This is a genomic window from Ignicoccus islandicus DSM 13165 (assembly GCF_001481685.1).
Taxonomy (GTDB): Archaea; Thermoproteota; Thermoprotei_A; order Sulfolobales; family Ignicoccaceae; genus Ignicoccus; species Ignicoccus islandicus.
Map to the genome: position 1 here is coordinate 601670 of NZ_CP006867.1, position 22615 is coordinate 624284.

26 protein-coding genes and 1 tRNA gene are annotated in these 22615 nt (G+C 39.2%); 10 read left to right on the forward strand and 17 right to left on the reverse strand.

Annotated elements, in window-relative coordinates:
- Positions 1 to 54: 54 nt before the first annotated feature.
- The 6 genes from EYM_RS03425 to EYM_RS03450 form a co-directional block, all read right to left on the reverse strand.
- Complete coding sequence (locus EYM_RS03425; protein WP_075049687.1) at positions 55 to 855, reverse strand: DUF5591 domain-containing protein; 801 nt, start codon at positions 853 to 855, stop codon at positions 55 to 57.
- Positions 815 to 1717 carry a metal ABC transporter permease gene (locus EYM_RS03430; RefSeq protein ID WP_075049688.1) on the reverse strand — a complete coding sequence of 301 codons (903 nt, stop codon included), beginning with the start codon at positions 1715 to 1717 and terminating at the stop codon, positions 815 to 817. Before EYM_RS03430 ends, EYM_RS03425 begins: the two co-directional genes overlap by 41 nt.
- Positions 1714 to 2604: a metal ABC transporter solute-binding protein, Zn/Mn family gene (locus tag EYM_RS03435; RefSeq protein ID WP_075049689.1), complete on the reverse strand. Its 891-nt coding sequence runs from the start codon at positions 2602 to 2604 to the stop codon at positions 1714 to 1716. The genes EYM_RS03430 and EYM_RS03435 overlap by 4 nt, the downstream gene beginning before the upstream one ends.
- Positions 2601 to 3002, reverse strand: a complete 402-nt coding sequence (locus tag EYM_RS03440) for an NUDIX domain-containing protein (protein ID WP_075049690.1) — start codon at positions 3000 to 3002, stop codon at positions 2601 to 2603. Before EYM_RS03440 ends, EYM_RS03435 begins: the two co-directional genes overlap by 4 nt.
- Positions 3003 to 3106: 104 nt before the next feature.
- On the reverse strand, positions 3107 to 4024 hold the full coding sequence (tatC, locus tag EYM_RS03445) for a twin-arginine translocase subunit TatC (protein ID WP_075049691.1): 918 nt from the start codon (positions 4022 to 4024) through the stop codon (positions 3107 to 3109).
- Between the two features lie 37 nt (positions 4025 to 4061).
- Entirely contained in the window at positions 4062 to 4391 is a 330-nt protein-coding gene (locus tag EYM_RS03450; RefSeq protein ID WP_420806573.1) for a twin-arginine translocase TatA/TatE family subunit, read from the reverse strand.
- Positions 4392 to 4524: 133 nt separating this feature from the next.
- Here EYM_RS03450 and EYM_RS03455 point away from each other — a divergent pair, with 133 nt between their 5' ends.
- The 4 genes from EYM_RS03455 to tuf all read left to right on the forward strand — a co-directional run bounded on the left by EYM_RS03455 (position 4525) and on the right by tuf (position 8070).
- The gene (locus EYM_RS03455; protein WP_075049692.1) at positions 4525 to 4761 is read left to right on the forward strand and encodes a 50S ribosomal protein L13e; all 237 of its coding nucleotides are present in this window, start codon (positions 4525 to 4527) and stop codon (positions 4759 to 4761) included.
- 115 nt (positions 4762 to 4876) lie between these two features.
- On the forward strand, positions 4877 to 5452 hold the full coding sequence (locus tag EYM_RS03460; protein WP_075049693.1) for a UbiX family flavin prenyltransferase: 576 nt from the start codon (positions 4877 to 4879) through the stop codon (positions 5450 to 5452).
- Between the two features lie 52 nt (positions 5453 to 5504).
- Complete coding sequence (locus EYM_RS03465) at positions 5505 to 6644, forward strand: hypothetical protein (RefSeq protein WP_075049694.1); 1140 nt, start codon at positions 5505 to 5507, stop codon at positions 6642 to 6644.
- Between the two features lie 97 nt (positions 6645 to 6741).
- Entirely contained in the window at positions 6742 to 8070 is a 1329-nt protein-coding gene (gene tuf, locus EYM_RS03470) for a translation elongation factor EF-1 subunit alpha (protein WP_075049695.1), read from the forward strand.
- Between the two features lie 87 nt (positions 8071 to 8157).
- On the opposite strand, the gene cyaB is transcribed toward tuf, so the two are convergent.
- Positions 8158 to 8706 carry a class IV adenylate cyclase gene (cyaB, locus tag EYM_RS03475; protein ID WP_075049696.1) on the reverse strand — a complete coding sequence of 183 codons (549 nt, stop codon included), beginning with the start codon at positions 8704 to 8706 and terminating at the stop codon, positions 8158 to 8160.
- Positions 8707 to 8777: 71 nt separating this feature from the next.
- Between cyaB and EYM_RS03480 the strand changes: the two genes are divergently transcribed.
- Entirely contained in the window at positions 8778 to 8984 is a 207-nt protein-coding gene (locus EYM_RS03480) for a zinc finger domain-containing protein (RefSeq protein ID WP_420806574.1), read from the forward strand.
- A gap of 21 nt (positions 8985 to 9005) precedes the next feature.
- Positions 9006 to 9281, forward strand: coding sequence for an elongation factor 1-beta (locus EYM_RS03485; protein WP_075049698.1), 276 nt, complete (start codon positions 9006 to 9008; stop codon positions 9279 to 9281).
- 153 nt (positions 9282 to 9434) lie between these two features.
- On the opposite strand, the gene EYM_RS03490 is transcribed toward EYM_RS03485, so the two are convergent.
- Positions 9435 to 9511, reverse strand: a tRNA-Pro gene (locus tag EYM_RS03490).
- 26 nt (positions 9512 to 9537) lie between these two features.
- Complete coding sequence (locus tag EYM_RS03495) at positions 9538 to 9717, reverse strand: hypothetical protein (protein WP_075049699.1); 180 nt, start codon at positions 9715 to 9717, stop codon at positions 9538 to 9540.
- 64 nt (positions 9718 to 9781) lie between these two features.
- On the opposite strand from EYM_RS03495, the gene EYM_RS03500 reads away from it, so the two are divergent.
- Positions 9782 to 11137, forward strand: coding sequence for a DUF5591 domain-containing protein (locus tag EYM_RS03500; protein ID WP_075049700.1), 1356 nt, complete (start codon positions 9782 to 9784; stop codon positions 11135 to 11137).
- A gap of 116 nt (positions 11138 to 11253) precedes the next feature.
- Positions 11254 to 11487 (forward strand): hypothetical protein, encoded by a 234-nt coding sequence (locus tag EYM_RS03505; protein WP_075049701.1) that lies wholly within the window; start codon positions 11254 to 11256, stop codon positions 11485 to 11487.
- Positions 11488 to 11531: 44 nt separating this feature from the next.
- Here the strand turns inward: EYM_RS03505 and EYM_RS03510 are convergent, their stop codons facing one another.
- The 4 genes from EYM_RS03510 to EYM_RS03525 form a co-directional block, all read right to left on the reverse strand.
- The gene (locus EYM_RS03510; protein WP_075049702.1) at positions 11532 to 11861 is read right to left on the reverse strand and encodes a hypothetical protein; all 330 of its coding nucleotides are present in this window, start codon (positions 11859 to 11861) and stop codon (positions 11532 to 11534) included.
- Positions 11862 to 12024: 163 nt separating this feature from the next.
- Entirely contained in the window at positions 12025 to 12486 is a 462-nt protein-coding gene (locus tag EYM_RS03515) for a hypothetical protein (protein WP_075049703.1), read from the reverse strand.
- A 606-nt stretch (positions 12487 to 13092) separates the two neighbouring features.
- On the reverse strand, positions 13093 to 14907 hold the full coding sequence (locus EYM_RS03520) for an aldehyde ferredoxin oxidoreductase family protein (protein WP_075049704.1): 1815 nt from the start codon (positions 14905 to 14907) through the stop codon (positions 13093 to 13095).
- A gap of 63 nt (positions 14908 to 14970) precedes the next feature.
- Entirely contained in the window at positions 14971 to 15375 is a 405-nt protein-coding gene (locus EYM_RS03525; protein ID WP_075049705.1) for a hypothetical protein, read from the reverse strand.
- 189 nt (positions 15376 to 15564) lie between these two features.
- Between EYM_RS03525 and EYM_RS03530 the strand changes: the two genes are divergently transcribed.
- Complete coding sequence (locus EYM_RS03530; protein ID WP_075049706.1) at positions 15565 to 16056, forward strand: DUF1947 domain-containing protein; 492 nt, start codon at positions 15565 to 15567, stop codon at positions 16054 to 16056.
- On the opposite strand, the gene EYM_RS03535 is transcribed toward EYM_RS03530, so the two are convergent.
- Together EYM_RS03535 and EYM_RS03540 are read right to left on the reverse strand one after the other, a co-directional pair.
- Entirely contained in the window at positions 16053 to 17192 is a 1140-nt protein-coding gene (locus EYM_RS03535) for a nicotinate phosphoribosyltransferase (RefSeq protein WP_075049707.1), read from the reverse strand. The two genes, EYM_RS03530 and EYM_RS03535, sit on opposite strands and share 4 nt — an antisense overlap.
- A gap of 2 nt (positions 17193 to 17194) precedes the next feature.
- On the reverse strand, positions 17195 to 17608 hold the full coding sequence (locus EYM_RS03540) for a secondary thiamine-phosphate synthase enzyme YjbQ (RefSeq protein ID WP_075049708.1): 414 nt from the start codon (positions 17606 to 17608) through the stop codon (positions 17195 to 17197).
- Between the two features lie 87 nt (positions 17609 to 17695).
- Here EYM_RS03540 and EYM_RS03545 point away from each other — a divergent pair, with 87 nt between their 5' ends.
- Positions 17696 to 18400, forward strand: a complete 705-nt coding sequence (locus EYM_RS03545) for an ASCH domain-containing protein (protein WP_338034273.1) — start codon at positions 17696 to 17698, stop codon at positions 18398 to 18400.
- Here the strand turns inward: EYM_RS03545 and EYM_RS03550 are convergent.
- Together EYM_RS03550 and EYM_RS03555 are read right to left on the reverse strand one after the other, a co-directional pair.
- Positions 18397 to 19509 carry a 3-dehydroquinate synthase gene (locus EYM_RS03550; RefSeq protein ID WP_075049710.1) on the reverse strand — a complete coding sequence of 371 codons (1113 nt, stop codon included), beginning with the start codon at positions 19507 to 19509 and terminating at the stop codon, positions 18397 to 18399. The genes EYM_RS03545 and EYM_RS03550 overlap by 4 nt on opposite strands.
- Positions 19493 to 22558, reverse strand: a complete 3066-nt coding sequence (locus tag EYM_RS03555) for a PEGA domain-containing protein (protein WP_075049711.1) — start codon at positions 22556 to 22558, stop codon at positions 19493 to 19495. The genes EYM_RS03550 and EYM_RS03555 overlap by 17 nt, the downstream gene beginning before the upstream one ends.
- Positions 22559 to 22615 lie beyond the last annotated feature (57 nt).

Sequence of the window (22615 nt, forward strand, 5' to 3'; positions counted from 1 at the left end):
CATCTAATCTCATTTCACTTGTGCAAAAACGTTTTTGTATTTAAAAGGTTACCCTTATATCGCCATTGAAACTAAGAGATTCTTTAGTTTAGGGAAATAATAGACGTTGTACGGATTGTAATGAATGTTGAGTTCTAAGTCTTTTATTGCTTCTTCAAATATAGCCCTATGCTTTTTAGGTAGCGTATAGATGAACTTCTCAAATTTATTCATTAAAATTCCCAATGCCTTCCTTAAGAGTCTTACGTATATTTCTATTTCATTTTCAGTAAGCTTCTCGGGAGGGTAATCGTAATGGGCTGCCGGATAATAGATGTCAAAGAACCTGGGAACAATAACTAATGGTTCACTGACAACGAAGCGCCATACGTCTACACCGTACTTGTTTATTATAGCCTCTATCTTTCTATACATGAAGCTATCTCGATAGGGTTTCACCTTAGAACAAGGTGTAAATAATGCTGTGTCGCCTCCAGTTATGTTTTCAAGCAAATAACCAAAGAGATACTCGTGATAATCCATGACAATAGAGTTTAGGAATAGTTCCTCTCCCTCTAATAGTATAGTTCCAGGGACAGAATAGACTTCCTCGGGAGAATATCCTCGAAGTAAGTAAAATCCAATAGGTGTCATTATAACTATCTTTTTCGTAAAGAAGTATTGGGGATCTATTACTAGAGTTTTTATACCGAGCTCTAGTTCCTCTTTAGAGATTGGGACACCTTCTATTAACTTTCCGATAATGTTTAGGATATCATCCTTCTTTTCTTTATATATATTAAATGCTTCTTGAAATACGCCGTTTCGAGTCTTCTTATTTTCTATTCTCTCGACTATTGATATTAGACCGTTCAATTGGACGTCCCTTTAGGCTATAGAGGTACTTACCTATGGAATTCCCCACATCTAGTAATACAATTGTTAATACCAAGAAGATTATTGCAGCACCACTGATTGGTACGTTATAGAAGGACGATATTTCAATTCCAATAATCAACGATATCATTGAGGCTATATACGTTATATCAACTACGTCCACTAAATCCCTCCTCAATCCTCTAACAGCAAGCAATGTTGGAAGGACGAGTAAGCTTTGAGATGTAAAGAGACCTAGGTAATACGACGTTAAACTAGTTCCAAAGACACTAATGAAAACAGCTACTGCAATTCTCAAGAACGTCATAGAGCTCATAACAGAGACATACTCCTTATCGAATATTATGGAGACAATGTGATCTCTAATAAGCATTGAGATTATAACGAGAAGTGATGAAATAGCGAAGTATATTACTGCTTCATCGAAGGTAACTAACGTTAAGTCCTTCATTATTTGGTAGAATGCTTCGAACGCTATTTCTGAATTTGTCAGCATTACTCCTACTACGATAAGCGTAATAATTATTGTGGCTATCTCTGAGGCTTCTTCGGTTTTTTCTTTCGATTCAGCATATACAAAAAATATACTCAATACCACGCTTAGAAGAAAAAGTATAGATATCGTATAGTACGGTGATAATTGTAGAATAGAACTTACCATCGATACCATCAAACCCAACAAGCCTGAGCTAAAGAGTATCCCTATTGATTCACTACAGACAATGAAACACGATACTGTAGGGGAAAGCATAGAGAGAGATGAGCTGGCTATTACTAGACTTGGTTCAGCAACTACCGTCGTTAACACTGTTAGTATTATCGAAATAATGAAAGCGATCATTTTACCTTCAAGAGCTGATCACATACATCTCTTAAATAGTTACTGAAAGTGCTTGGTGTTTCCCATAGTATGTTGATTTTAATTACTGGTACGTCTAACTTCTTTGCTTCTTTAAGAACTATCTTAGTAATAGGAAGCTTCTCGGAGAATTCCGATACTACTATTGCATCTACACCTTTCAGCAACTTCTTGACCTTACTTAGTTCAGTTAAGCTAGTATGTACGCCCTTAGTTTGAACTACGTGAACAACGTTTACACCGAAATTGAGTACCGGATAGGTTTCGCCAGGTACCATTGTAATAACTCTTAAGCCTCGAGTTCTAGGTATGCATTGTACTAGTATTGATTCAATATTGTGAAATTCGGTCTTCAAATTATTGACGTACATGTTACACTTCGATGGTTCTATTTTACATGCTATAGATACCATCTTAGACATTATTAATTCTACATTGGGTACATATAACCACCATCCATGTGGATTCAGTCCAACGTTAGCAACGCTCAGAATGACGAATCCATGAGACATAAGCTGAATGACTGGGTTACTAAAGGTGGTTATTTGAGGTACGCTTTCCTTACCTTGTTCTAATCTTTTCTCAGCGATTTGAACCTCAAAGGGCCAATGTGCTGTCTGGAGGAAAATGTCTGCCTTTAGCGAAGTTGCAACGTCATTCGGAGAAGGTTTCCATATTAAGGGTGAAGTATAAGGTGGTATCAGAACCTTTACTTGAGCACCAGGAAAGACAGATCTTGCAATCATTCCTAAGGAGTCTATAGTCGTAACTATTTGAAACGAATAAACGAAATTGATGCCGACCAAGAGAATGGCAAAAAGTTTTAAGCTAGGAGACGGTCTTTGTTTATCAACCCTTATTATCTTCATATTTTCGTACCCTGCTGTCGTAAATACATTACCATTTTAAGAGTGTCTTTAATTATGTCCTTATGATCAAATGCTAACTCTTCCCAAGGTATTTCAGCTATCTCAAACCACTTAGCATCCTCTGCATCTGTTCCTGGGGTAGGAGTGACCATCGTTCTCTCTTTGGGTATTGCCAAATAAGCAACGCTAACGTAGTGACCTCGTGGATCTCGATGAGGATCTGAGTAAACCGATATTAGAGTTACTAACTCGCCTTCAATACCGGTCTCCTCCTTTAGTTCTCTGAGGGCTGCATCTTCAACTCTCTCACCACATTCCACGTGCCCACCTGGAAGTGCCCATTTACCCTTGAACGGCTCCCTCCCTCTCTTTATTAGCAATATTTTATCTTTATACATTAGTACTACGTCTGTGGTTAGAATAGGTCTACACTTGCCTTTCTCTGCCGTAACTATTTTCGTTCACCTCTAGATTCATTTAGGCACTAATTATGAACTTAAAATTAAGCATTAGCTTGCGATTCTCTTTCTCTCATAGCCTTTTCTGCCATTATTATAGCTAGATAATATAGAACGAACATTGGTATACCAATAGCAAGCATGCTCACGCCGGTACCTCCAGGCGTTATTACAGCTGCTATAAACATTATCACTAAGAAAGCTATCCTCAAGTTTCTTCCTTTTAGCTGTTCAGGTCTTAAGATTCCAAGTAAGACTAAATAGTAAACTACTATGGGTAACAGGAACGATAATCCCGTTACTAGAGATGTAAATATAACGAAGTTTATGACATCGGATAAGCACCACCTCACTTCAGCACCTGCTACTTGTCCAAATATCACCACGAGTTGAAGTCCGAAGGGCACTACTATAGTAATTGCGAATACCTCACCTAGTAAGAAGAGACCAACAGTACTCAATATCCCGTTCCTTATCATTCTCCTTTCATGTTTTTCGAGTGCTGGCCATATGTAGCATAGCATTTGGTAAACTATGTAAGGCAATGAAAGTATGAGGGCGCCCCAGATTATAATTACAACATACGCGTTCATCAAACCTTCAGCATTACAAATTATGGGTGTAATACCCATTCTATCTATCGCTACGGTAACTACTCTAAGAAGGGCAACCATTGCTGGAATGTAACCGAGCCAGCGCAAGAGCTCCTTTAGGTACTCGGCACCAACTATATTACCAACATCATTGGGACTACAGTAAACCCCAAATAGCGGACACGAAATCCAGTTTATTGGAAAGAATACTACTATCAATACCGAAATTAAGAACGCGAATATCGAACGTCTAATTCTTATTATTAATTCTTCGATATGTGGTGTAATGTCCTCTGAATACGCAGCTTCGCTTTCGCATTCAAAGGCAGATTTTAACGGTTTCAATATTTTCTTTAAAAGTTTATTCATTTCGTAACCCTTTCAGACCTAGGGTTATATGCGGAATTTATTCTTCCGTTAGTTTCTCTTCTTTAGCTTTAGCAACTATTTCCTTTTCGAGTTCCTCTCGTGTCTTACCTTCGGTTTCGATTCCAAGTCTCTTAGCTATTTCTCTAATTTGTTCATCAGTGAGCTTCTTCTCTTCTTTTTCCTCTCTCTTTTTGGGTTTCTCTTCTTCGTATTCACCCTCCATTGCCTTCTTGAATTCCCTTACTGCCTCGCCGAATCCCCTAGCCAGTTCGGGTATCTTCGAAGGCCCTAAGATGAGGAGAAGCGCTAGTATCAGTAATATTAGCATCTCATTTGGACCCACACTGAGCAAAGGCACCAGTAACATTTCGATCAACGCCATCCCTAGCTTTTGAGTGAAATATATATTTATTTTGTTATTTTCTCTTAAACTGATCCCTAAGAAGCGCGAGAATTCAAGTATTATAACCTCTCTCAGAACGTTCAGCTGGTGACCATAAATGGAGGTACCAAAGGCAGAAGTACTTACACCAATACTTAGAAAGGACGCTGGTAAGAAGCCCAAGAGAAGGACTGGTAAAGGGTTTAGTAAGGGTGAACTTGAAGCAGTTGGTCTAGATTTCAAGAGAGCGCTCAAATTAGGTCTTCCAATTGATAAAAGGAGAAAGACTGTCCATGAATGGAACGTTGAAAAACTCCGTAAGTACCTTTCTAATATAACCGGAAGGAAAGAATGACACGAAAAAGAAGGCTTTTCTTTATTATTATAGTAGTTTGGGGCATTTCACTAATGTTGTTAATTTATTTGTATTGGAACTTCCTTACTGAACTATTTCAAATGGTGACGAAGAAATGAAGATAGTGGTAGGTATAACTGGTGCATCCGGATTACCACTCTCTTCTAGGTTAATTGATGTATTGAGGCAAAATAGTAACATACACGTTCACGTAGTAGCATCCGAAGGTGCCTTACTTGTAGCACGTGAAGAACCATGCACGTACCCGGATCTAAAGCCATGTGATTTAGTCAAATACATTAAAAGTATGGGGGTTGGTATCGACGTTAGCCTCTCTTCAATGTATGCTTCCAGTTCAAACGTTCCAGATAAAGTCGTAATAGTTCCAGCTTCGATGAAGAGCGTTGCTTCCATATCTTTAGGACTCGCAAATACCTTACCCACACGTGTTGCATTGAACGCATTAAGGATGGGGCGAGAACTAGTACTAGTACCTAGAGAAACTCCTTTGGGAAGCATTGAACTAGGACATTTATACAAACTTTCTACACTGGGAGTTAAAATAGTTCCACCAATCCCGGCCTTTTACCCTAATCCTTCATCTATACTCGATATAATAGATTTTATCGTAGGCAAAATCTTAGACGTCATGAAAATCGATCATAATTTGTATAAACGCTATAAACATTAACTCAGCGAAATAATATTTTACTACACCTAGCGGTCTGTCCAGGTGTACTTAATTGAATTCAATTGGATGTGAATTAGAGGTTCTAGTGCTAAAAGGATCGGAACCTTTAACTCGGACCGAATTCTTACGTATCATCGAAGAGGAACTGAAAGGCGAAATATTAAGAGATCCGTGTACTAACGACATAGTCGGTACAAGGCTTGAAAACAACGTTACCTTAAAGACCGATACTACCTCTATGATCTGGGAGTTCTCTTTCCCGCCTGTTACGAATACCAAAAGTTTAATTAACCAAATATATAAAGTGAGAGAATTGATATCTGAGCTAGGTCTCCAATTATATCCTTCTGGGTACTATCCTAATCCTGGAATCAAATGGTACATTAGAAACGCTTCTCCTCGAGGTCATTATAGGTTGCTTCATTGGTATGGATATTCTCATTGGAAGATTGCTTCGATGGCATCTACGCAAATATGGTTGGAAGTACCAGTCAATGCGTTGCCACGAACTCTTTCACTGATAAACGCGATATCACCCAGTATATTAGAAAAGTTCGCAAATTCAGAATGTTGTTCATGGAAAGAGTATCGCGTTGAACTATGGCGCCAATTCGCTATAACTTCGTGGGCTACAGTACCTGAAACGTGGTTACCTAAAGTATTTCGGTCATGGAAAGACATATTAGATTATTTATTTTCAGGAAGGCTCCAAGAAACTTCGATGTGTAAGGATCTCTCTGGATATTCGCTAAATGAACTTGCTTCGATGCTTATGGAAAGCAGTGGCCAAGTTTTAGCCCGTTCTTTTGATATGAGTCTCTCTACTGCTTCTTCGAGAGAAATTATTGAAGGAATGCAGAGGTGGATATTTAACCCAGCCATTCCTAGATGGTGGAGTTCACGTAACATACCCAATGAGTGGTTAACAGAGTATTTGCGAGGAAACACTGAACCATTCGTTGAGAGTCTCGAAAGAACCTTTATAGAAGTTAGGTTCTTACCTACGCTAGCTACAACACCAGAGAAGTTACATGATGTTATCGAAACGCTTGTACAAGTGCTTGATGCTGGACGCGACGTTGAAGTAGATCTAAATATAGAGCCTATAATTAAACACGAGTACTTAGAGGCTGCCAAAGGCATAAAACCTAAATCATCTAATCGTATTCTCGAAAAACTTACAAAGAGATAAAGCTATTACGGTATTATCTAATAAGACTGATGTTATACTAGTCGACTAATTTTTAAATACGCACAGAGTCAAGTGGGTAACGGAGGAATGAGGTAACATGAGCAAGAAAGAGAAGCCTCACATGAACTTAGTAGTAATTGGACACGTAGACCACGGCAAGAGCACGCTAGTGGGCCACCTACTATACGAGCTAGGCTTCGTCGATGAAAAGACCTTGAAGATGTTGGAAGAGGAAGCAAAGAAGAGGGGTAAGGAGAGCTTCAAGTATGCTTGGTTGCTAGACAAGCTAAAAGAGGAAAGAGAAAGAGGAGTTACTATCGACCTAACTTTCATGAAGTTCGAGACGCCCAAGTACTACTTTACCATAATTGACGCCCCCGGTCACAGAGACTTCATTAAGAACATGATCACTGGCGCTAGTCAAGCTGACGCTGCAATATTGGTAGTAAGCGCAAGGCCTGGTGAATTCGAAAGCGGTATGAGCGCAGAGGGCCAGACCAGAGAGCACATCTTGCTAGCTAAGACCATGGGTATCGACCAAATAATAGTCGCTGTAAACAAGATGGATGCCACCGAACCACCGTGGAGTGAAAAGAGGTATAACGAGATAGTCAACACCTTGAAGAAGTTCATGAAGAGCTTGGGTTTCAAAGTAGATCAAATTCCATTCATACCTGTCAGTGCATGGACCGGTGACAACATCATTAAGAGAAGCGAAAACATGCCTTGGTACAAGGGACCAACTCTAGTTGAAGCTTTAGATCAACTACAACCACCAAGCGTTGAGAAGTGGATGAAACTACCACTAAGGATACCTATACAAGACGTATACACTATCACGGGTGTTGGTACTGTACCAGTAGGAAGGGTTGAAACTGGTGTCCTAAGAGTAGGAGACAAGGTCGTATTCATGCCACCGGGTGTAGGCGGTGAAGTCAGATCTATCGAAATGCACCACGAGAAGATACAAGAAGCCAGGCCCGGTGACAACATAGGTTTCAACGTCAGAGGTGTTGGTAAGGGTGACATAAAGAGAGGCGATGTCGCTGGCCACCCAGACAACCCGCCTACCGTTGCCGATCAATTCACGGCAAGGGTCTTCGTCATATGGCATCCAAGCGCCATCGCAGTGGGATACACCCCAGTAGTTCACGCTCACACTGCTAGCATTGCATGCAGGATCATTGAGCTAAAGCAAAAGCTAGACCCAAGAACTGGTAAAGTGGTAGAGGAGAATCCGAGCTTCCTCAAAGCCGGTGATGCAGCAATTGTAACCTTCAAGCCACTGAAGCCTATGGTCATAGAGAAGTTCCAAGACATACCACCACTTGGAAGATTCGCAATGAGAGACATGGGTAAGACTGTAGGTATAGGTATTGTAACTGACGTCAAGCCAATGAAAGTTGAAATCAAGTTAAAGAAGTAAAACAACTATTACTCTTTTTAACGCAAAGCTTCTCACATTAACAATACTCAACTTACTTATTCGAAAATAACTATTTACTAATACTCTTCAGCGATCACTGATTTTCTCTATAAGTAACTCGAGGTACGTTTTACTTACCACTTCCGCATCGGGCACTATCTCCCGTAGTTTCAAAAGAAGTTCATTTTTTGCATTCTCCAATTCCTCATTACTAGAAACAACTTTTTCTAACTCAATAAACCAACCTAACCCCTTAACGTTATCTATTGCTATTGTTATATCCTCCCATTTCCACCTTTCTCTAGTTTTTTCAACTACGAAGACGGATTTCAAACAAAGTTTTTCTAATATCTGGCGAATTGCATCGCAACTATTTAATTCAACTTCAATCTCTTCCCTAACCTTTGCGCTCGGATCGAGTCTGGGTCCTTTATACGTTAACACGCATTTCCCATCACTTTTTCTCAGTCTTACTGCTTCATCAGTTACAGAGAAGTCTCGACAACATCCTCCCTCGCAGTCAAAATTAAAATATTCATCTATTTCGATTCTTTTTCCTAAGTACTTCGCCGAAAGGAGCTTTCTACGTATTACGTCAGGATCTTTAACCTTAGCTTTTATTTCAACCTCATACATATCATGAATCCCTAGGACAACAGGAAGAAATAGCCTTATTTAACTCGCTCATACGCAAGGAACGGTGATAACTGAAGTTGAGCCTAAGGCTCGAAGTAGAGGTAGTTAAACCACCTGTATGCAGCAGTTGCAACCGTCTCGTTGTACCGAAGGGCAAGGAAGTAGGTGTTAAGTTTTACTGTCCTAATTGCGGCGAAGTAATTATCTGGAGATGTCCTAGCTGTAGGAAGCAGACTAAACCTTATCGCTGCCCCAAGTGTGGTTTTGAGGGGCCATGAAGAGTAAGCGAGGTGATGGACATGGTTAAAGTATTGGTAACTGTAAAAGTATATCCCGATAGCGTAGAAAGAGACTTAAACCAACTAGAAGAGTCAATAAAGAGTAAACTCCCAGAAAACTACGAGATAATTAAATCAGAAAGGATACCGGTTGCCTTCGGCCTTAACTTACTAAAGCTCTATATAACAATGCCGGAAGAAACCGAGGGCGGAACCTCTGCGCTTGAAGACCTCTTAAAAGAAGTTGAGGGCGTAAGTGAGGTAGAGGTTGAATCCGTTCACAGAATATCCTATTAGGCATTTTTTGTCGAGTTTGAAAACTTTGTATTTAATTGTACTTTCGCATTCTTCATTTTCGATTTCTCAATCTTCTTAAATCAAATTGAGGGCGCTATACTTCAGAAACTTATCTCCTAATAGATATCATAAAATGTGTTATAAAAGACGAATTGGTGGGGCCGCGGGGATTTGAACCCCGGACCACGGGGGCCCAAGCCCCGCATCCTACCAAGCTAGACGACGGCCCCATCAACATGGCTCTGAGAATCCTTTATTAATCTTCCTCGTGACCCCGTGTAGGTGCTACTAGGGCAAGAACCATAGTCAGCAACATGTATATAGTAGTTATCCAAGTCGCTATTGCTGGACCGATATATTTTACAATAATTGTCCAGAGGAGCACTACACCAATAACCATTATTATTAACCAATCTTGAGTTGAGAGACTTCGCATTTCTTGAAGGCCCCTAGTTTCAAATCTCACCGTCTTTTGATAGCTTTAGGGTGTAATTGAAACATTGAGTTGTTGGCAAAGCCTCGAGAAAAGCATTGTACTGAACGTCGGTAGATGTAGTTGGGGTAAATGTGTATTTTGCGGATGGGGTAAGAGGGAAGGTACGGAAAGTATCGATAACGCTATGAATAAAATAAGGAAAGCCGTAAGAGAGAAAGTACCAAAGAGGTTGAAGATATATACTTCTGGAAGCTTATTCGATGAGAACCAATATCCAAGGTATTTCCAATTATGGTTAGCTGAATTCATAGATAGAACCTGCGTGGAAGAACTTCAAGTTGAGAGCTTACCTTCGTTTATAAAGTACGAATTATTGCAACCTTTCCTCGGAAGATCATACAAACTCATTGTAGCTTTGGGACTAGAGGTGGCTGATAATGACGCACTTAGGAAACTCGGTAAGTATCCTGCCATGAGTGTTGAAAGTTACATCTCGACTGCACTTACCTTAAGGAATCTGGGAGTTGGAACTAGAACTTACGTCTTAGTAAATCCTCCTATCAAAGATTGGGAAGACTTGTTCCATAAGACCGTAGATATTGCATTGAAATACTCCGATGAGGTAGTGTTAATCAATACTTACCCACATTCAGAATCACCTCTATTCACTTTATGGATAAGTGGGAAATGGAGGCCTCTAGATGAAGAGCATTTCATGAGAATTGTCAAACCATATCTAAATAATCCGAGGATATCAATAGACTTCAACAATTTCGCTTTCAAACCAAACTTTCCAAAACGCTTAAGGAAACGTATAAAAGGGGCCGGTAAGGAACAGCTTATTCATCCGTACTACGAAGTGTGGCAAGACTTCATTACGAGGTTCTATACTCCACCTAGAAGGAAATCGGTTCTCTTATTTGTGCCTTGTTCTTATAGAAAACCATATTATAAGAGTAAGACGTGGAAAGCAATACTGAACGTTCTAAGAAGGGTTGGATTAAGAAGTGTGACGCACCTCGTTGCGATAAGTTCACCAGGAGTAGTTCCTGAAGAATTTTCCAATGAATATCCCTTTAACAGCTACGATTGGCCCGAGTGGGAGGAAACCGAAGAAATAAAGAGACTCTATATTAAAGTGAATAAAGAGAGAATAAAGAGATACTTACTACGTCATAAGGATAAGTATAAGGTAATCGCATACTACTTGAAGCCTTCTAGTGAAAGCGCAAAAGCTTTGGAAGAAGCTTGCAAGGAATTAGGATTAGAGTGCATTAAATGTCTACCAGAAGAGGTCTTCGAAAAGGTGAGGAAAGAAGTAACATCTTCAGAAATAACGCATGAGCTTTCTTTGAAATCTCTGGAAGAATGCCTTAAGAGAATTAAAGTTAAATACGAGATTAGAAAAGCTAAAACATAGAAAACGTTATTGCAGTTAAGTTGTGTACACTACACATCAAAACGGTGCATTTCAAGTATAGAATTCGAATATTATATTTATTAACTTCAAATAATATAGAAAGGTGGTGAAGGAATATGTTAAGAAGGAGAGAAGTAAAGGTACGGGAAGTAGTAGGACGGAAGGTGGTCAATAAGAAAGAATACAGGTACACCTACTATACTCTACCTCTGAACATCTACATACCAAAGCACGTCGTAGAGAAGTACGATAAGGACTATGTATTAGAGATAAATACTGAAACTGGTGAAATAAGGGCATTCCCAAAGAAACTCAAGGAAAACGTACCTCAAGTAGAGGCAACTCAATAACCCTAGAATATCAAAAGATTTCATAAGCAGTTAAAGTACAAACTTCAATTCTCCTTAGAAACAATCTTTTTATATTTTTCTCTTAGGATCTCTGCTAATTCTTTGCCATAGTACTCTTCGACTTTTTCAATTAGGTCTTCGACGACGTTTTTATAAGGCTTTAATAGTTTCAATACCTCAGCAAACTCCGTCTCAAAATACTTTTTGAGACCTTCCCGTGGGTCTTCTACTTCGAATGAATTGAACTTAAATTTACTCTCGGCTGTCCAAACCATTCTCCTTAAATCAGAAGCTAGTCTCGATCCTATTTCGTTCTGATGTTCAGCAATAACTACATTGAAGACTTGACGCAAGAAGTCCGGATACTTAGGCATCACCAACACTCCCCATACAGGCCTTTCGTCATCCCTATTATGAGGTCTTTCCCGGATTCTACGGTCATTGAAAATAATATATCGTAAATTATACCAATAAATTGTAAACTATTTATTATAGAATACAATTCGTATTTGAACTATTCCTGAAAGCACTCTAGGATTAAATTTCATCCTCATCCAGCTCTTCTAATGCCTCTAACTCCTCTAATTCTTCATCAATAGCTTCTTCCTCTGCTTCCTCTTCAGTGCCCAGTATATCTTCGATAGCCTCAATCTCCTCTTCGGTTGTCTGAGGAACTTCCTCTTCTTGAAACTTTGCAAGCTCTTCTGGATTAGCTGTATAGGAGCCGTCTGGAAGCTCAAATATTCTATTTTCTTCTAAGAGTTTTAAGAGAGCTCTTCTAAGTCTATCTTCACCTGCTGTAGCGGAAAACACCTCCTTGAGTTCTTTGAACTTCATTCTCTTTTCTTGCAATATATTTAGAATTAGTTGTTCCAATTCGATGTCATCAGGAGCTGCTAGAAGCACTATTTCGTCATCTTCATATATTTTTTCGAGTTTGTTTATTACTTCCTCTTGGACATCATCAACGGGTTTCTTTTCCTTGTTCACATCCTCCAATCTTTTTTACCCTCCGTAAAGTTTTGAATAAATCTATCATAAAAGTTTAAGCTCTAGCTTTAGAGAAAGTTATCGTACTTTGATTCGTCTTTACTAGCTGGTACTTCTCGAAGGTTTATATTACTTTAATATTACTAACCCCTAGGCTTCCTCTGAATCCCACTACTATCCCATTATATATTGTGTAACTCCTGTATTTGCTTTGATCCTCAATATCGTCTCCTTAGTGTTACTATACTATTACTAAGGACGTTTTTCAACAGCACACAAATTGGGACCAAATACTGGCTTACAAGAACTGCATCGTTGCTATAGCCTTCGCTATTTTCTCATTGCAATTTCACCGAAGAGAGATTTTGTTGTCTGTATGTTATTCATTTAATTGAAACACGTTTTTCAATCAATGTACTTCAACTTTGTTTATGAATAATTATACAAAACTCGCTTCTTAATAAAGTGAGTATGTAGAGTTACAGACGAAATAAACCACCTGTATATATTGGTGTAATACTTCCCAGTACGTTTGTTGCGAGGTATTGTGTCCCATAGGTGTGGGATTCAGAGGAAGCCTAGGGGTTAGTAATATTAAAGTAATATGTATTACTATTAAAGCTTGTCCATCTCATCTAAGGCTTTAATCAAATACTCTGAATCTGTAACGAATTCGTGTAGATCCAACGATTTCAAGGTAGAAGGAAGTGGTATACCATTTATCAGACTCCATCCCCTTTTCTTATAATACTCTGTTTTTGCTTCCTCCATATCCTCGTAACTTAGGAACGCTTTCAAGCCCTTTGCTGGTCCTGTAGGTGCAGGTTCCATCCATCGTGGAGGTACGGTATCATCAGACCTTCTTATACCACTCTTTATTGCCCACAATCTGCTCAGACTTTCCGTTCTCCAAGAGAGGGCCCGTAGTTCCTCTACACTGATGGAAATACCATAAACAATTTCTAGTAGTTTAGAGAAGTCTTCGAAGTTGTATGGTAGGAAAACACACGTGCCCATATGGTCTTGGACGCTCACCCTATCCCTATCTTCTATTAGACTATCGATTGCATTGACTGCTGGCTCCTTAGGTGGTTTATGAGGTCGAGGCCAACCCCTCAGATGACTTGCACCCACATCAGCTGTTGCGTAACTTAAACCAAACCCTAACAAACCTCTTGGATCCCAAGCAGGTGCCTCTAACCCTTTCACGTGAACGGCCCATTCCTTTCCATATCCAACGATTTCAGTTATTCTTTTAAGACCTTCTGCAAGCAATGCTCCTATTTCCTTCCGCTCAGCTATCAGCTTCATCAATTCTCTTTGCTTCTCTGCTTCACCCCACTTTATATCGTAGAGCTTATAGCCCCTTTCGGTCGTTTCCATTAGCCAACCTATCACGTTTCCGGTAGATATGCTATCTAATCCTAGCTCATTTACAGTTTTTATTGCTTTTAGCACATCATCCAATTTATATATTCCGTCCGCTGCACCAAGCATACCTAAATGCTCGTATTCGCTCTTAATTCCTTCTATTACTTTAGGACATTTGACTGGACACATGTAACCATAGGTTGATGGGTCTTCTTCAGCGACACTTATTGCCCTCTTAATTATTTCATCTCCTTTTAACTCACCGACGTCGCCTAGATGCGTGAACTTGAAATTGTAATGAGGTGCCATTCCTAGCATGTCGGCTTGCACGAGAGCGTTATTAGTTCCATATTTTGAGAATCTAGACTGCTTTCCCAAACGAACGTAGAGTTCTGTAACGTATTTTCTCCATTCATCCCAACCCCCAGCGGGTTCCTCTATGTGATTTGCGGTTTTTACAGCAATTGCTTTTAGATTCTTTGAACCCCAGACTGCACCTATACCCCCTCTTCCAGCCGCCCTCAGTTTGTCTACAATAATTGATGCATAACGAACTTTATTCTCACCAGCCCTACCTATGGCAGCTACGCTTACCTTTCCGTGTTTTGTCCTTAAACTATTAACAGTTTCCGATACGCTCTTGCCCCATAAATCGTTTGCATCTATTATATCAATATAATCATCTTCAATATATAGATATACTGGTTCGCTGGCCCTACCCTTAATTATTACTGCATCGATTCCAGCCATGCGTAACTTCGGTCCGAAAACTTCTCCAGCATAAGAATCATGTATTAAACCCGTTAAAGGAGAAATTGTGCCAAAGCAAGTCTTACCGGAGCCCGGAGCGTAACCCGATAACGCTCCGGGTGCTATTACAGCTACATTGTGTTCGCTTAAGGGATCTATTGGTAAACCTACTTCTTTATAAAGATAATACGTACAGAATCCCTTACCTCCCCAGAACCTTAAGGAGACGTCCTTCGGTATTTTCCTCTTTTCGATAGAATTTCTTGTTAAATCTACGTAGAGGATCCTCCTATTCTCAATATTCACCATATCTTATCTTCCCAGAAGGTAATACTATGTGATAGGATTTGAAAAGAGTGGTGTGAAAACTCATTATACTTCTATAATGAGATCATTTAAGCTCTTTGAATGATGCGCTCCAAGTAACCATAAGAGTTCTTCTTTTGCAGCATCTATCATAGAAGGAGTTATGGGCTCTCTGAGTTTATCGTTAACGTAATGCGCGAACTTGCTTAAGTTACACCACGTATTCTCATCGAGTAAGTCAGCTCTCTCTATTCCTATACCATTGTACCCGTTCTTGCTCCATATTATTATTTTTCCTTCGTTAGGACATATGCTTACACGAAGCGAATTATAACAATCTTTGAATTCTGAGATCAAACCTTCGATATCCTTCTTGATAACTTCCTTGTTACTCTTAATTATCCAGAACTTGTTATCGTATCTCGACTGGATTATTACGAATAAGTGGGCCGGGTAAACTGGTTCACACATATGCACGTTCCCCTTTAGTAATAGATAGTTTTAGAATAGTATTTTCGAGAACTTCGTATTATTGAGTTACTACTCAGGAGCCAGGGGTTTCATCACCCATCTCAGACGCCCGACGTACGAATCCTCATTGCTTCGGCCAGTTTAACTCACATAATTGTTTCCTGTAACTTCAACTGGAGGGAAGGGTTAATGAGAATTATTAAGAAGCCATTATCTAAAAGAGAAAAGAAGCAATTAATCAAGGAGATTCCGCGCGAGTTAATAGAGGTAGATCTTAACGAAAAGATAGAGGAAGCGAAAGTAGTCTCTGATAGGAGTGGAAAGGAGTACTTGGTTATTTATATTAACGACAAACCAACGCTTGCCAGAATAAAAAACAAATTCATTCCAATACTATGTGGTCAGAAACTAGAGTTTAGGGGCGTCGTTGTAGACGAAGGAGCTGTAAAACATATTACTAATGGAGCGGACGTAATGAGACCTGGAATCGTAGAGGTGAAGGGAGAATTTGATAAGGGAGATTTGGTTCTAGTCTACTCCGTCAACTTACCGTTCCCAATAGCAGTAGGGGAAGCTCTATACTCGTCAGAGGAAATTAAGAAAATGGAGAAGGGGAAAGTAATAAAGAACATACACCATTTGGGAGATGAACTTTTCAAGCTGTGTAAGGGTTTAGCTTAGAGATTAAACAATTGATTTAGTACGTAATCTCTTATATCGTTTATTGAAGGTAGCTTTTCGATAACTTTACCATTTTCAATGACCTTCCTTAATAATGGTATACAACCTTCCGGAGCTTCGACGTTCCATGGTAAGATTAGTCTCTTTTTGTTACAGACGTACAACTGCTTGAAGCCGGGGAGTTTCCCCCTCTTACTTCTGGGAACCCACCTATCGTTTTCGAACACCTCTACTATATCTGCACTTATGTCAACGCTTTTCGGGAACGCTATGGAAGTTCCGACACCGAACGCATCAACGATATCTCTAAGTTCTTGTATCACGTCTTCGTCTAGTCCGCCACTAACTACTATTTGAACGTCTTTACAACCGTTAATGTCTAAGGTCCATCGGACTTCTTCAATTATTCTACGGAAATTCCCCCTTCTAGAGCCTGGCGTATCTAATCTAACACCCTTCAATCTTTCTTTCAATGTCTTACAAGCTCTTAGAGCTTCCTCTCTTTCATCACAGAAGGTGTCGACCAGAGCAATTCTCGGGATAGATGGATCAGTATATTTGTCGAAAATGCTCCATGCAACTTCGCTATTGCCTATAATTACTATTAGAGCATGTGGCATGGTTCCCACTGGTTTGAGACCTAAGTACTTTTCGCTTAATGTGCCAGCTACTGCATCGACGCCACCGATGTATGCTGCCCTATCAACCATAGGTTGAATGGCTGGATGAACCGCACGCAACCCAAAGAACATTACTATTTTATTACCGGCTGCCTTTTTCACACGAGCGGCTTTAGTTGCTATTGACGTACTATGTCTTAACACACCCAATAACGATGTCTCGAGGTCAGCGAATTCACTGTATTTCCCTTCGATCACCATTAACGGCTCTTTCTCGAAAAAGATAGTGCCCTCTGGAACGGAATATACATTTACGTTCCTTCCTTCAATTATTTCCAATACTTCTTCCAAACCTGCGAATACGCCCCATTCGTAACCACTAGGAAAGGAGTATACATGAAATTCCATTCTAACGTTCTTGTCGACTCCGGACTTACTAACTATCTCTTTGGTACGTTTGAAGTATATATCTGTGGCCTCTCCGCTTTTTATTTCATCTGGAGATGCGATGAACATTACTAATCACCGACTACAGTTACGACAACCTTTCTAGAGGGCCTTGGTCCATCTAGTTCAACAACGAATATATTTTGCCATGTCCCTCTTATCAATCTACCTTCAATAACTGGAAACGTTCTAGAAGGACCAATAATTGAAGCCAAGATATGCGCATCCGCATTGTTATCAATCATGTTATGTCGCCAAGGTTTATCTGGTGGCACCAGTTCTTCCAAAGCGTTTAAAATATCACTCATTAACCCCGATTCGTGCTCATTAGCTATCACTGCAGCAGTTGCATGCGGTACAAAGACCGTACAGAGACCGTTTCTGATATTGCTTCTTTTAACTATTCTCTCTACGTCTTGAGTAACATCAATGAGTTCCTTTCTCCTGGAGCTACTTACAGTAAACGTTTCAATGTATACGGTCATTGTTAGTTCCCTGTTAAATTAGATGATCGGAAGAATAAGTATAGATATCCCATTATTCGCGAAGTAGCTCTGGTGTTGCTGTTGATAGTGAAGTATGAAGGTAATAATTCTTATATTGCTTTTTCAAAAGATTTTAAGATATCAGTCAACACTCCTGGAGGAACGTTCTTCATTTCTCTTGTTGATAATGAGGAAGCTCATTACTGCCCCCGAGGAGTTCGATGTAAAAACCCTACCGAGGGATGGATCGATCTATTCAGGTTTAGCGTCGCAATATTCCCAGAAGGCCTCGTTTTAGTTGATGAAAAGACGTCTGTAGGGATTGGTCGGATTCCACCTTCAATACATGTAGACATGTTAATTTCAAACTTCAATGAACCTGAGCACAAGTGTTTCCAAACAATTGAATTATTAGACGCTGGTGAGTACGTCGACCCATTTAAATGTATGATCTATAGTCCAACACTCGTTCATGAAATGAAATTAGAGCCGCAATGGTTCGAACTAATTTCTAAGGAGGAAAAAACCGTTGAAGTGAGATTGCTTGACGAGAAAAGAAAGAAATTACGTGTAGGACATGTAATTAAGTTTGTAAATACGCAGAATTCGAAGGAGCTTTACGCTAGAATAACTTCCCTAAGGGTGTATGATAATATAAAGAAGCTATTGGAATTAGAAGATCTAACAAGAGTAATGCCTGGTTACGATTACATGGAATCACTCGAAGTCTACAAAAAGTATTACGACGTGGAATCAAGGAAAGCAATCGCCATTGGGTTAGAAGTTCTTTAGTTTTTACAGATTTCAGATTTTAGTATGGAATATGTTTCTTTGGCGAACGAAGTAACTGGAAGTTCTCTCAATTCCCATCTACCTATACCTAAGAGCACGGGGACCCTTATTCTATCTCCAATTCTCTTTTTGTCCCTTAGTATATAGGAAGTATAGGCTTCCTCTTCGATCTCGCAAACGCTATTTAGGTTAACGAATTTTAGTATTTCGTAATCAGATATAACCTTGCTCACGATTTTGTCGAGTTCAGTCCCATTAATCTTATCATAGTATTTCGTCTCAACAATCATACCTAAAGCTACTGCTTCTCCATGTAGTAGCTCGTACTTGGAACCGCTTTCTAATGCGTGACCTACCGTGTGTCCATAGTTTAGAACTTCTCTAATACCTTTTCTCTCTCTAGGATCTTCCCTAACTACGTCCAGCTTCAATTTAGAAGCTCGTAGTACTAGTTCCATTACTTCGTCATCCCGTCTGGAAATTATTTCTTTTCTATTATTTACTAAGAAACTGAGATAGTCCTCGCTGAGCGTAAATCCGTACTTCAAGGCTTCGGCCAAACTCGATAGGTAAACTCTTTCGGGTAGCGTTTCAATGAACCTTAGGTCGCTTGCGACTATCGAGGGGTGGTAAAAGGAACCTATTATATTCTTCGTTCCTTTGTAATTTACTGCAGTCTTACCTCCTAAGGAGCTATCTATCATTGCCAGTAATGTAGTGGGAATTTGGACGAAAGGTATACCTCTCATATATATTGAGGCTGCGAAACCTACCGTATCACAAAGACTCCCTCCGGATGCACATGCTATCGCATCCCACCTAGAGGCCTTCCTCTCCCATAGTTTTTCGATTATATAAAGGGCTGTTTCAAGTTCCTTGCTTTTTTCACCGTCTTCGATTACCATTACATCTTCGAAGACTCTTTGTAATTCTGACGTAAGGTTAGGGAAATTGTCGTGAACGCCCTTACCTACAATAGCTAGTTTCGGATTGAAGTACGCTGTCCTTAGGAAATCTTTTAATCTTTCAAGTACGTTTCTCCCAACTATTATATGGTAGAAGTATTCATCCAGTATAGTGATTTTAAGTTCCTTATAATAGCTCTTCAAATTCCTCTTCCTCCTCTCCTTTACCTAGGAACGTTGATATTATGTAAGCTCCAGCACCTCCAATGAAAGCAATTACGACTATTAGCATAGGGTTTCCTAAGAGTATTTCTATTATCGTCGGTGCTGGCTTCAAGTATACGATGGGTAAGGTTGGAGCTAGGATGACCTTTGATTTATACGTTGTATATCCGGGAGCATCTACAGTCATTAATACTTCTCTTCCTATGTAATAGCTATTGACTTTTACAATAGCCACGCCATTGATGTTACTCATCCCTTCTCCAATAAGTTTATTATCAAAGTAGAACTTTACAACGGCTCTAGCAACAGGTTTATTATTTCTGGCATCGTAAATCCTTATCATTACATTTGACTTAGTAGGCTTCAAAGGAACGGAGACTTCCAAGTTTACTGGAACAGTAAAGGATTGAATACCCGTTGCAGCAACTTTTCCAGTTGCTGCTTTACAACTTAGAGACACTTGATAAGTACCTTTTGGTAAGTTTATTGAGGTGGATAAGGAGGGCTTCTCCATTCTCTGTAAAGTAAGTGGTTTAAGTAATGGTCCACCTTGTACGGAACCTTCACAATAAGATATGTAATCTAGTAGTAGTTTATCCTTGGTTTCTGCTTTTATAACAACTTTATATGTCCTATGAGCTATTGTAAACTCTAGAACTTTCGTGTTTTCATCAATGGTTATCTCAGTAACTAAAGGTTCGAAACCGGTAGCTGTTATTTTAACTTGGTAGAGACCTGGCGGAATTTCTATTACATTAAACTGTGACGAAAGTGTGAAATTCAACTTTATTCCGAAGTACTTGTTAACGAGAGTTAGATTAAATGAATCAACTAATCTCTTCAATTCGTCATACACGAATACCTTAATCTTTATTGTCTTCAATTGCAAGTAAATATTAAGAGAAGTATCGTTGAGTATGTTAATTATTTTCTTGTATTCTTTATAGTTCTTTGCAGTTACCGTTATTAAATACTCGCCAGGTGGTACCTTGACCGAAATTATGTTTGAAGCAGGATTTGATATCGTCATAATAGGTGTTCCAGGTATAGACAACGCTTTAAGGGAAACTGTGGACGGTAGCACTGGTCTCTTAAGCACAGCGTCGAATATAGATAGGGTCAAGTTGTAAAGTATTGGATCTAATTCATACTTCAATACCTCTGGCTTGTTTTCGCCTCGTGGCGAAACTAGAATGGAACCTGAGAGTTCTTTATGTAGTTTAGCTCTTATAGTTACTAAATATGTTCCCGGTCTTAATATACACTTAGCTTGACCTTTAGAATCAGTCATTATGTGTAAGTTCATCGGTCCAGAGATAGATATCGATGCACCTTCAATTGGCCCTTTCTTTATAAATGGCGGTGCTCCCTTACTGTATATTTCGAACACGATTTCCCTTCCCTTAACCACCAAAGGTATCGTTACATTCGCGTCTTTGTTTAGGTTAATTCTCTTTACATATTCTTTATAGTATGGATGGGATATTCGGATGACGTAGGAACCCTTTTCAAGATTAACTCTAACGATTCCATTCTCATTAGAGAATAATGGACCTACGTTTATGTATTTGCCTCTAATAGTGTTTCCGGAAATGATGACTTGTGCTCCTTCAATGGGCTTCTTAGTTTGTGAATCGATTATTCTTAGCTGCAATACATATACATAAGGCACAATGATTTCCGGAGATATATCTATCTCTATGATTGGTGGGTCGAAGTCCCATGATACAGGTACGGCTGGGACTAATTCCATTACCCTACCTATCTCAGTATCTATACTTAGAGTATAGGTACCTGATGGAACTTCTATTACCTTTGACCTTTCATTCGCATTAAATTCAATATTCCATTTAACGTTTACGTTATACAAGGCGCTTAAAGTTGAGACTATCTTACTACTCCTTACAAGGTTTAGGAATTTGGGTGTAAGAAGTATCCTTAGAATAGTATGCGAGTCTGCGGGATCATCTACTCTATAGAGGGATCCAGAGGATATGCAGTAAAGCTTAGAATCTATCTTGTAGCATGAATCCGCTCCATACATACTAAAGAGAATGTTACTGTCTTTCGGTCTTACGCTTATAACTCTATTATCAATAACGAACACCCGTGATCTAAAGCCATATACGTCAACGAAAATACCTAAGTCACTTAAATTCTTAGGTATAGATTCGCAATTTCTTACCTTCAGACTTAGGTTGCTCAAAAGCGGAATTAGTGAACATGCATTACCTACTTTATTTGCTATTATAATATCTCTCTCGTTCTCAATTATTGTTGAATTTGCTAGTTCTTTATAATTAATTAATTTGAACTTGTTGGCCTTTAAGTCATAAGTTATATAGGCCACCTTGATCTCATTTCGGGACTTACTTACTACTATCGTCACGTTGTTCTTCACTAATAACTTTGAATTGCTCAACGAGATATTCAGTGAATCAATTAGAACAGATTCATCTAGTTTAACAAATTCGCTAGGAGACGTAAAGACAGGGATGTATCCACGCTGTAATATTCCTAGAACGTTCAAAGTAGGGTTTAAGCTTACTATGTAACCTCTCGAAGTTATAAAGAGATCCTTATTCCATGCCTTACCCAAATATCGAACTTTACCTAGGCCGCACTTTTTCTCTTTTATGATATTTAATGCTTTATTTAGGACGAAATACGTACCATTTTTCGTTAATATATACACGTTTGACTTATCTTCTTCCAGTGCTATCGGATCTGAATCCACCATATTGGTATAGCTTAGAACGACTAGCTTATCCCCTGAAATTAACGACCTCAATAAGTATCCATTCGCCGTTTTTACATAGATTATCGAACCATTAGCCGGAATAAAGACGTTTGATATGTCTCCAAAGTCTCTTGGCTCGATTCTAACTTTATAGACACTTAATATCCCTTCTATTGGTACGTTAAGAGATAATTGATTCCAGTCTAATGTAAACGAGGTCGAATATACTCTTAAGTGTGCAATTAAGATTAGCGTAATTAGCAACAACTTTAACTTCGTTGTTATCACAATAATACCCGAAAAGGGAGTTCAACGATATCTAAAATATTTGCTCTTCTACTGCTA

Excerpts from the sequence above, each read along its gene's own strand:
- EYM_RS03435 (WP_075049689.1), bottom strand. The coding sequence starts at position 2,604 with ATGAAGATAATAAGGGTTGATAAACAAAGACCGTCTCCTAGCTTAAAA.
- EYM_RS03510 (WP_075049702.1), bottom strand. The coding sequence starts at position 11,861 with ATGCCTAAGTATCCGGACTTCTTGCGTCAAGTCTTCAATGTAGTTATT.
- EYM_RS03535 (WP_075049707.1), bottom strand. The coding sequence starts at position 17,192 with ATGTTCATCGCATCTCCAGATGAAATAAAAAGCGGAGAGGCCACAGAT.
- EYM_RS03520 (WP_075049704.1), bottom strand. The coding sequence starts at position 14,907 with ATGGTGAATATTGAGAATAGGAGGATCCTCTACGTAGATTTAACAAGA.
- EYM_RS03485 (WP_075049698.1), top strand. The coding sequence starts at position 9,006 with ATGGTTAAAGTATTGGTAACTGTAAAAGTATATCCCGATAGCGTAGAA.
- EYM_RS03450 (WP_420806573.1), bottom strand. The coding sequence starts at position 4,391 with ATGTTACTGGTGCCTTTGCTCAGTGTGGGTCCAAATGAGATGCTAATA.
- cyaB (WP_075049696.1), bottom strand. The coding sequence starts at position 8,706 with ATGTATGAGGTTGAAATAAAAGCTAAGGTTAAAGATCCTGACGTAATA.
- tuf (WP_075049695.1), top strand. The coding sequence starts at position 6,742 with ATGAGCAAGAAAGAGAAGCCTCACATGAACTTAGTAGTAATTGGACAC.
- EYM_RS03530 (WP_075049706.1), top strand. The coding sequence starts at position 15,565 with ATGAGAATTATTAAGAAGCCATTATCTAAAAGAGAAAAGAAGCAATTA.
- EYM_RS03455 (WP_075049692.1), top strand. The coding sequence starts at position 4,525 with ATGGAGGTACCAAAGGCAGAAGTACTTACACCAATACTTAGAAAGGAC.
- EYM_RS03505 (WP_075049701.1), top strand. The coding sequence starts at position 11,254 with ATGTTAAGAAGGAGAGAAGTAAAGGTACGGGAAGTAGTAGGACGGAAG.
- EYM_RS03460 (WP_075049693.1), top strand. The coding sequence starts at position 4,877 with ATGAAGATAGTGGTAGGTATAACTGGTGCATCCGGATTACCACTCTCT.
- tatC (WP_075049691.1), bottom strand. The coding sequence starts at position 4,024 with ATGAATAAACTTTTAAAGAAAATATTGAAACCGTTAAAATCTGCCTTT.
- EYM_RS03495 (WP_075049699.1), bottom strand. The coding sequence starts at position 9,717 with ATGCGAAGTCTCTCAACTCAAGATTGGTTAATAATAATGGTTATTGGT.
- EYM_RS03525 (WP_075049705.1), bottom strand. The coding sequence starts at position 15,375 with ATGTGTGAACCAGTTTACCCGGCCCACTTATTCGTAATAATCCAGTCG.
- EYM_RS03540 (WP_075049708.1), bottom strand. The coding sequence starts at position 17,608 with ATGACCGTATACATTGAAACGTTTACTGTAAGTAGCTCCAGGAGAAAG.
- EYM_RS03440 (WP_075049690.1), bottom strand. The coding sequence starts at position 3,002 with ATGTATAAAGATAAAATATTGCTAATAAAGAGAGGGAGGGAGCCGTTC.
- EYM_RS03430 (WP_075049688.1), bottom strand. The coding sequence starts at position 1,717 with ATGATCGCTTTCATTATTTCGATAATACTAACAGTGTTAACGACGGTA.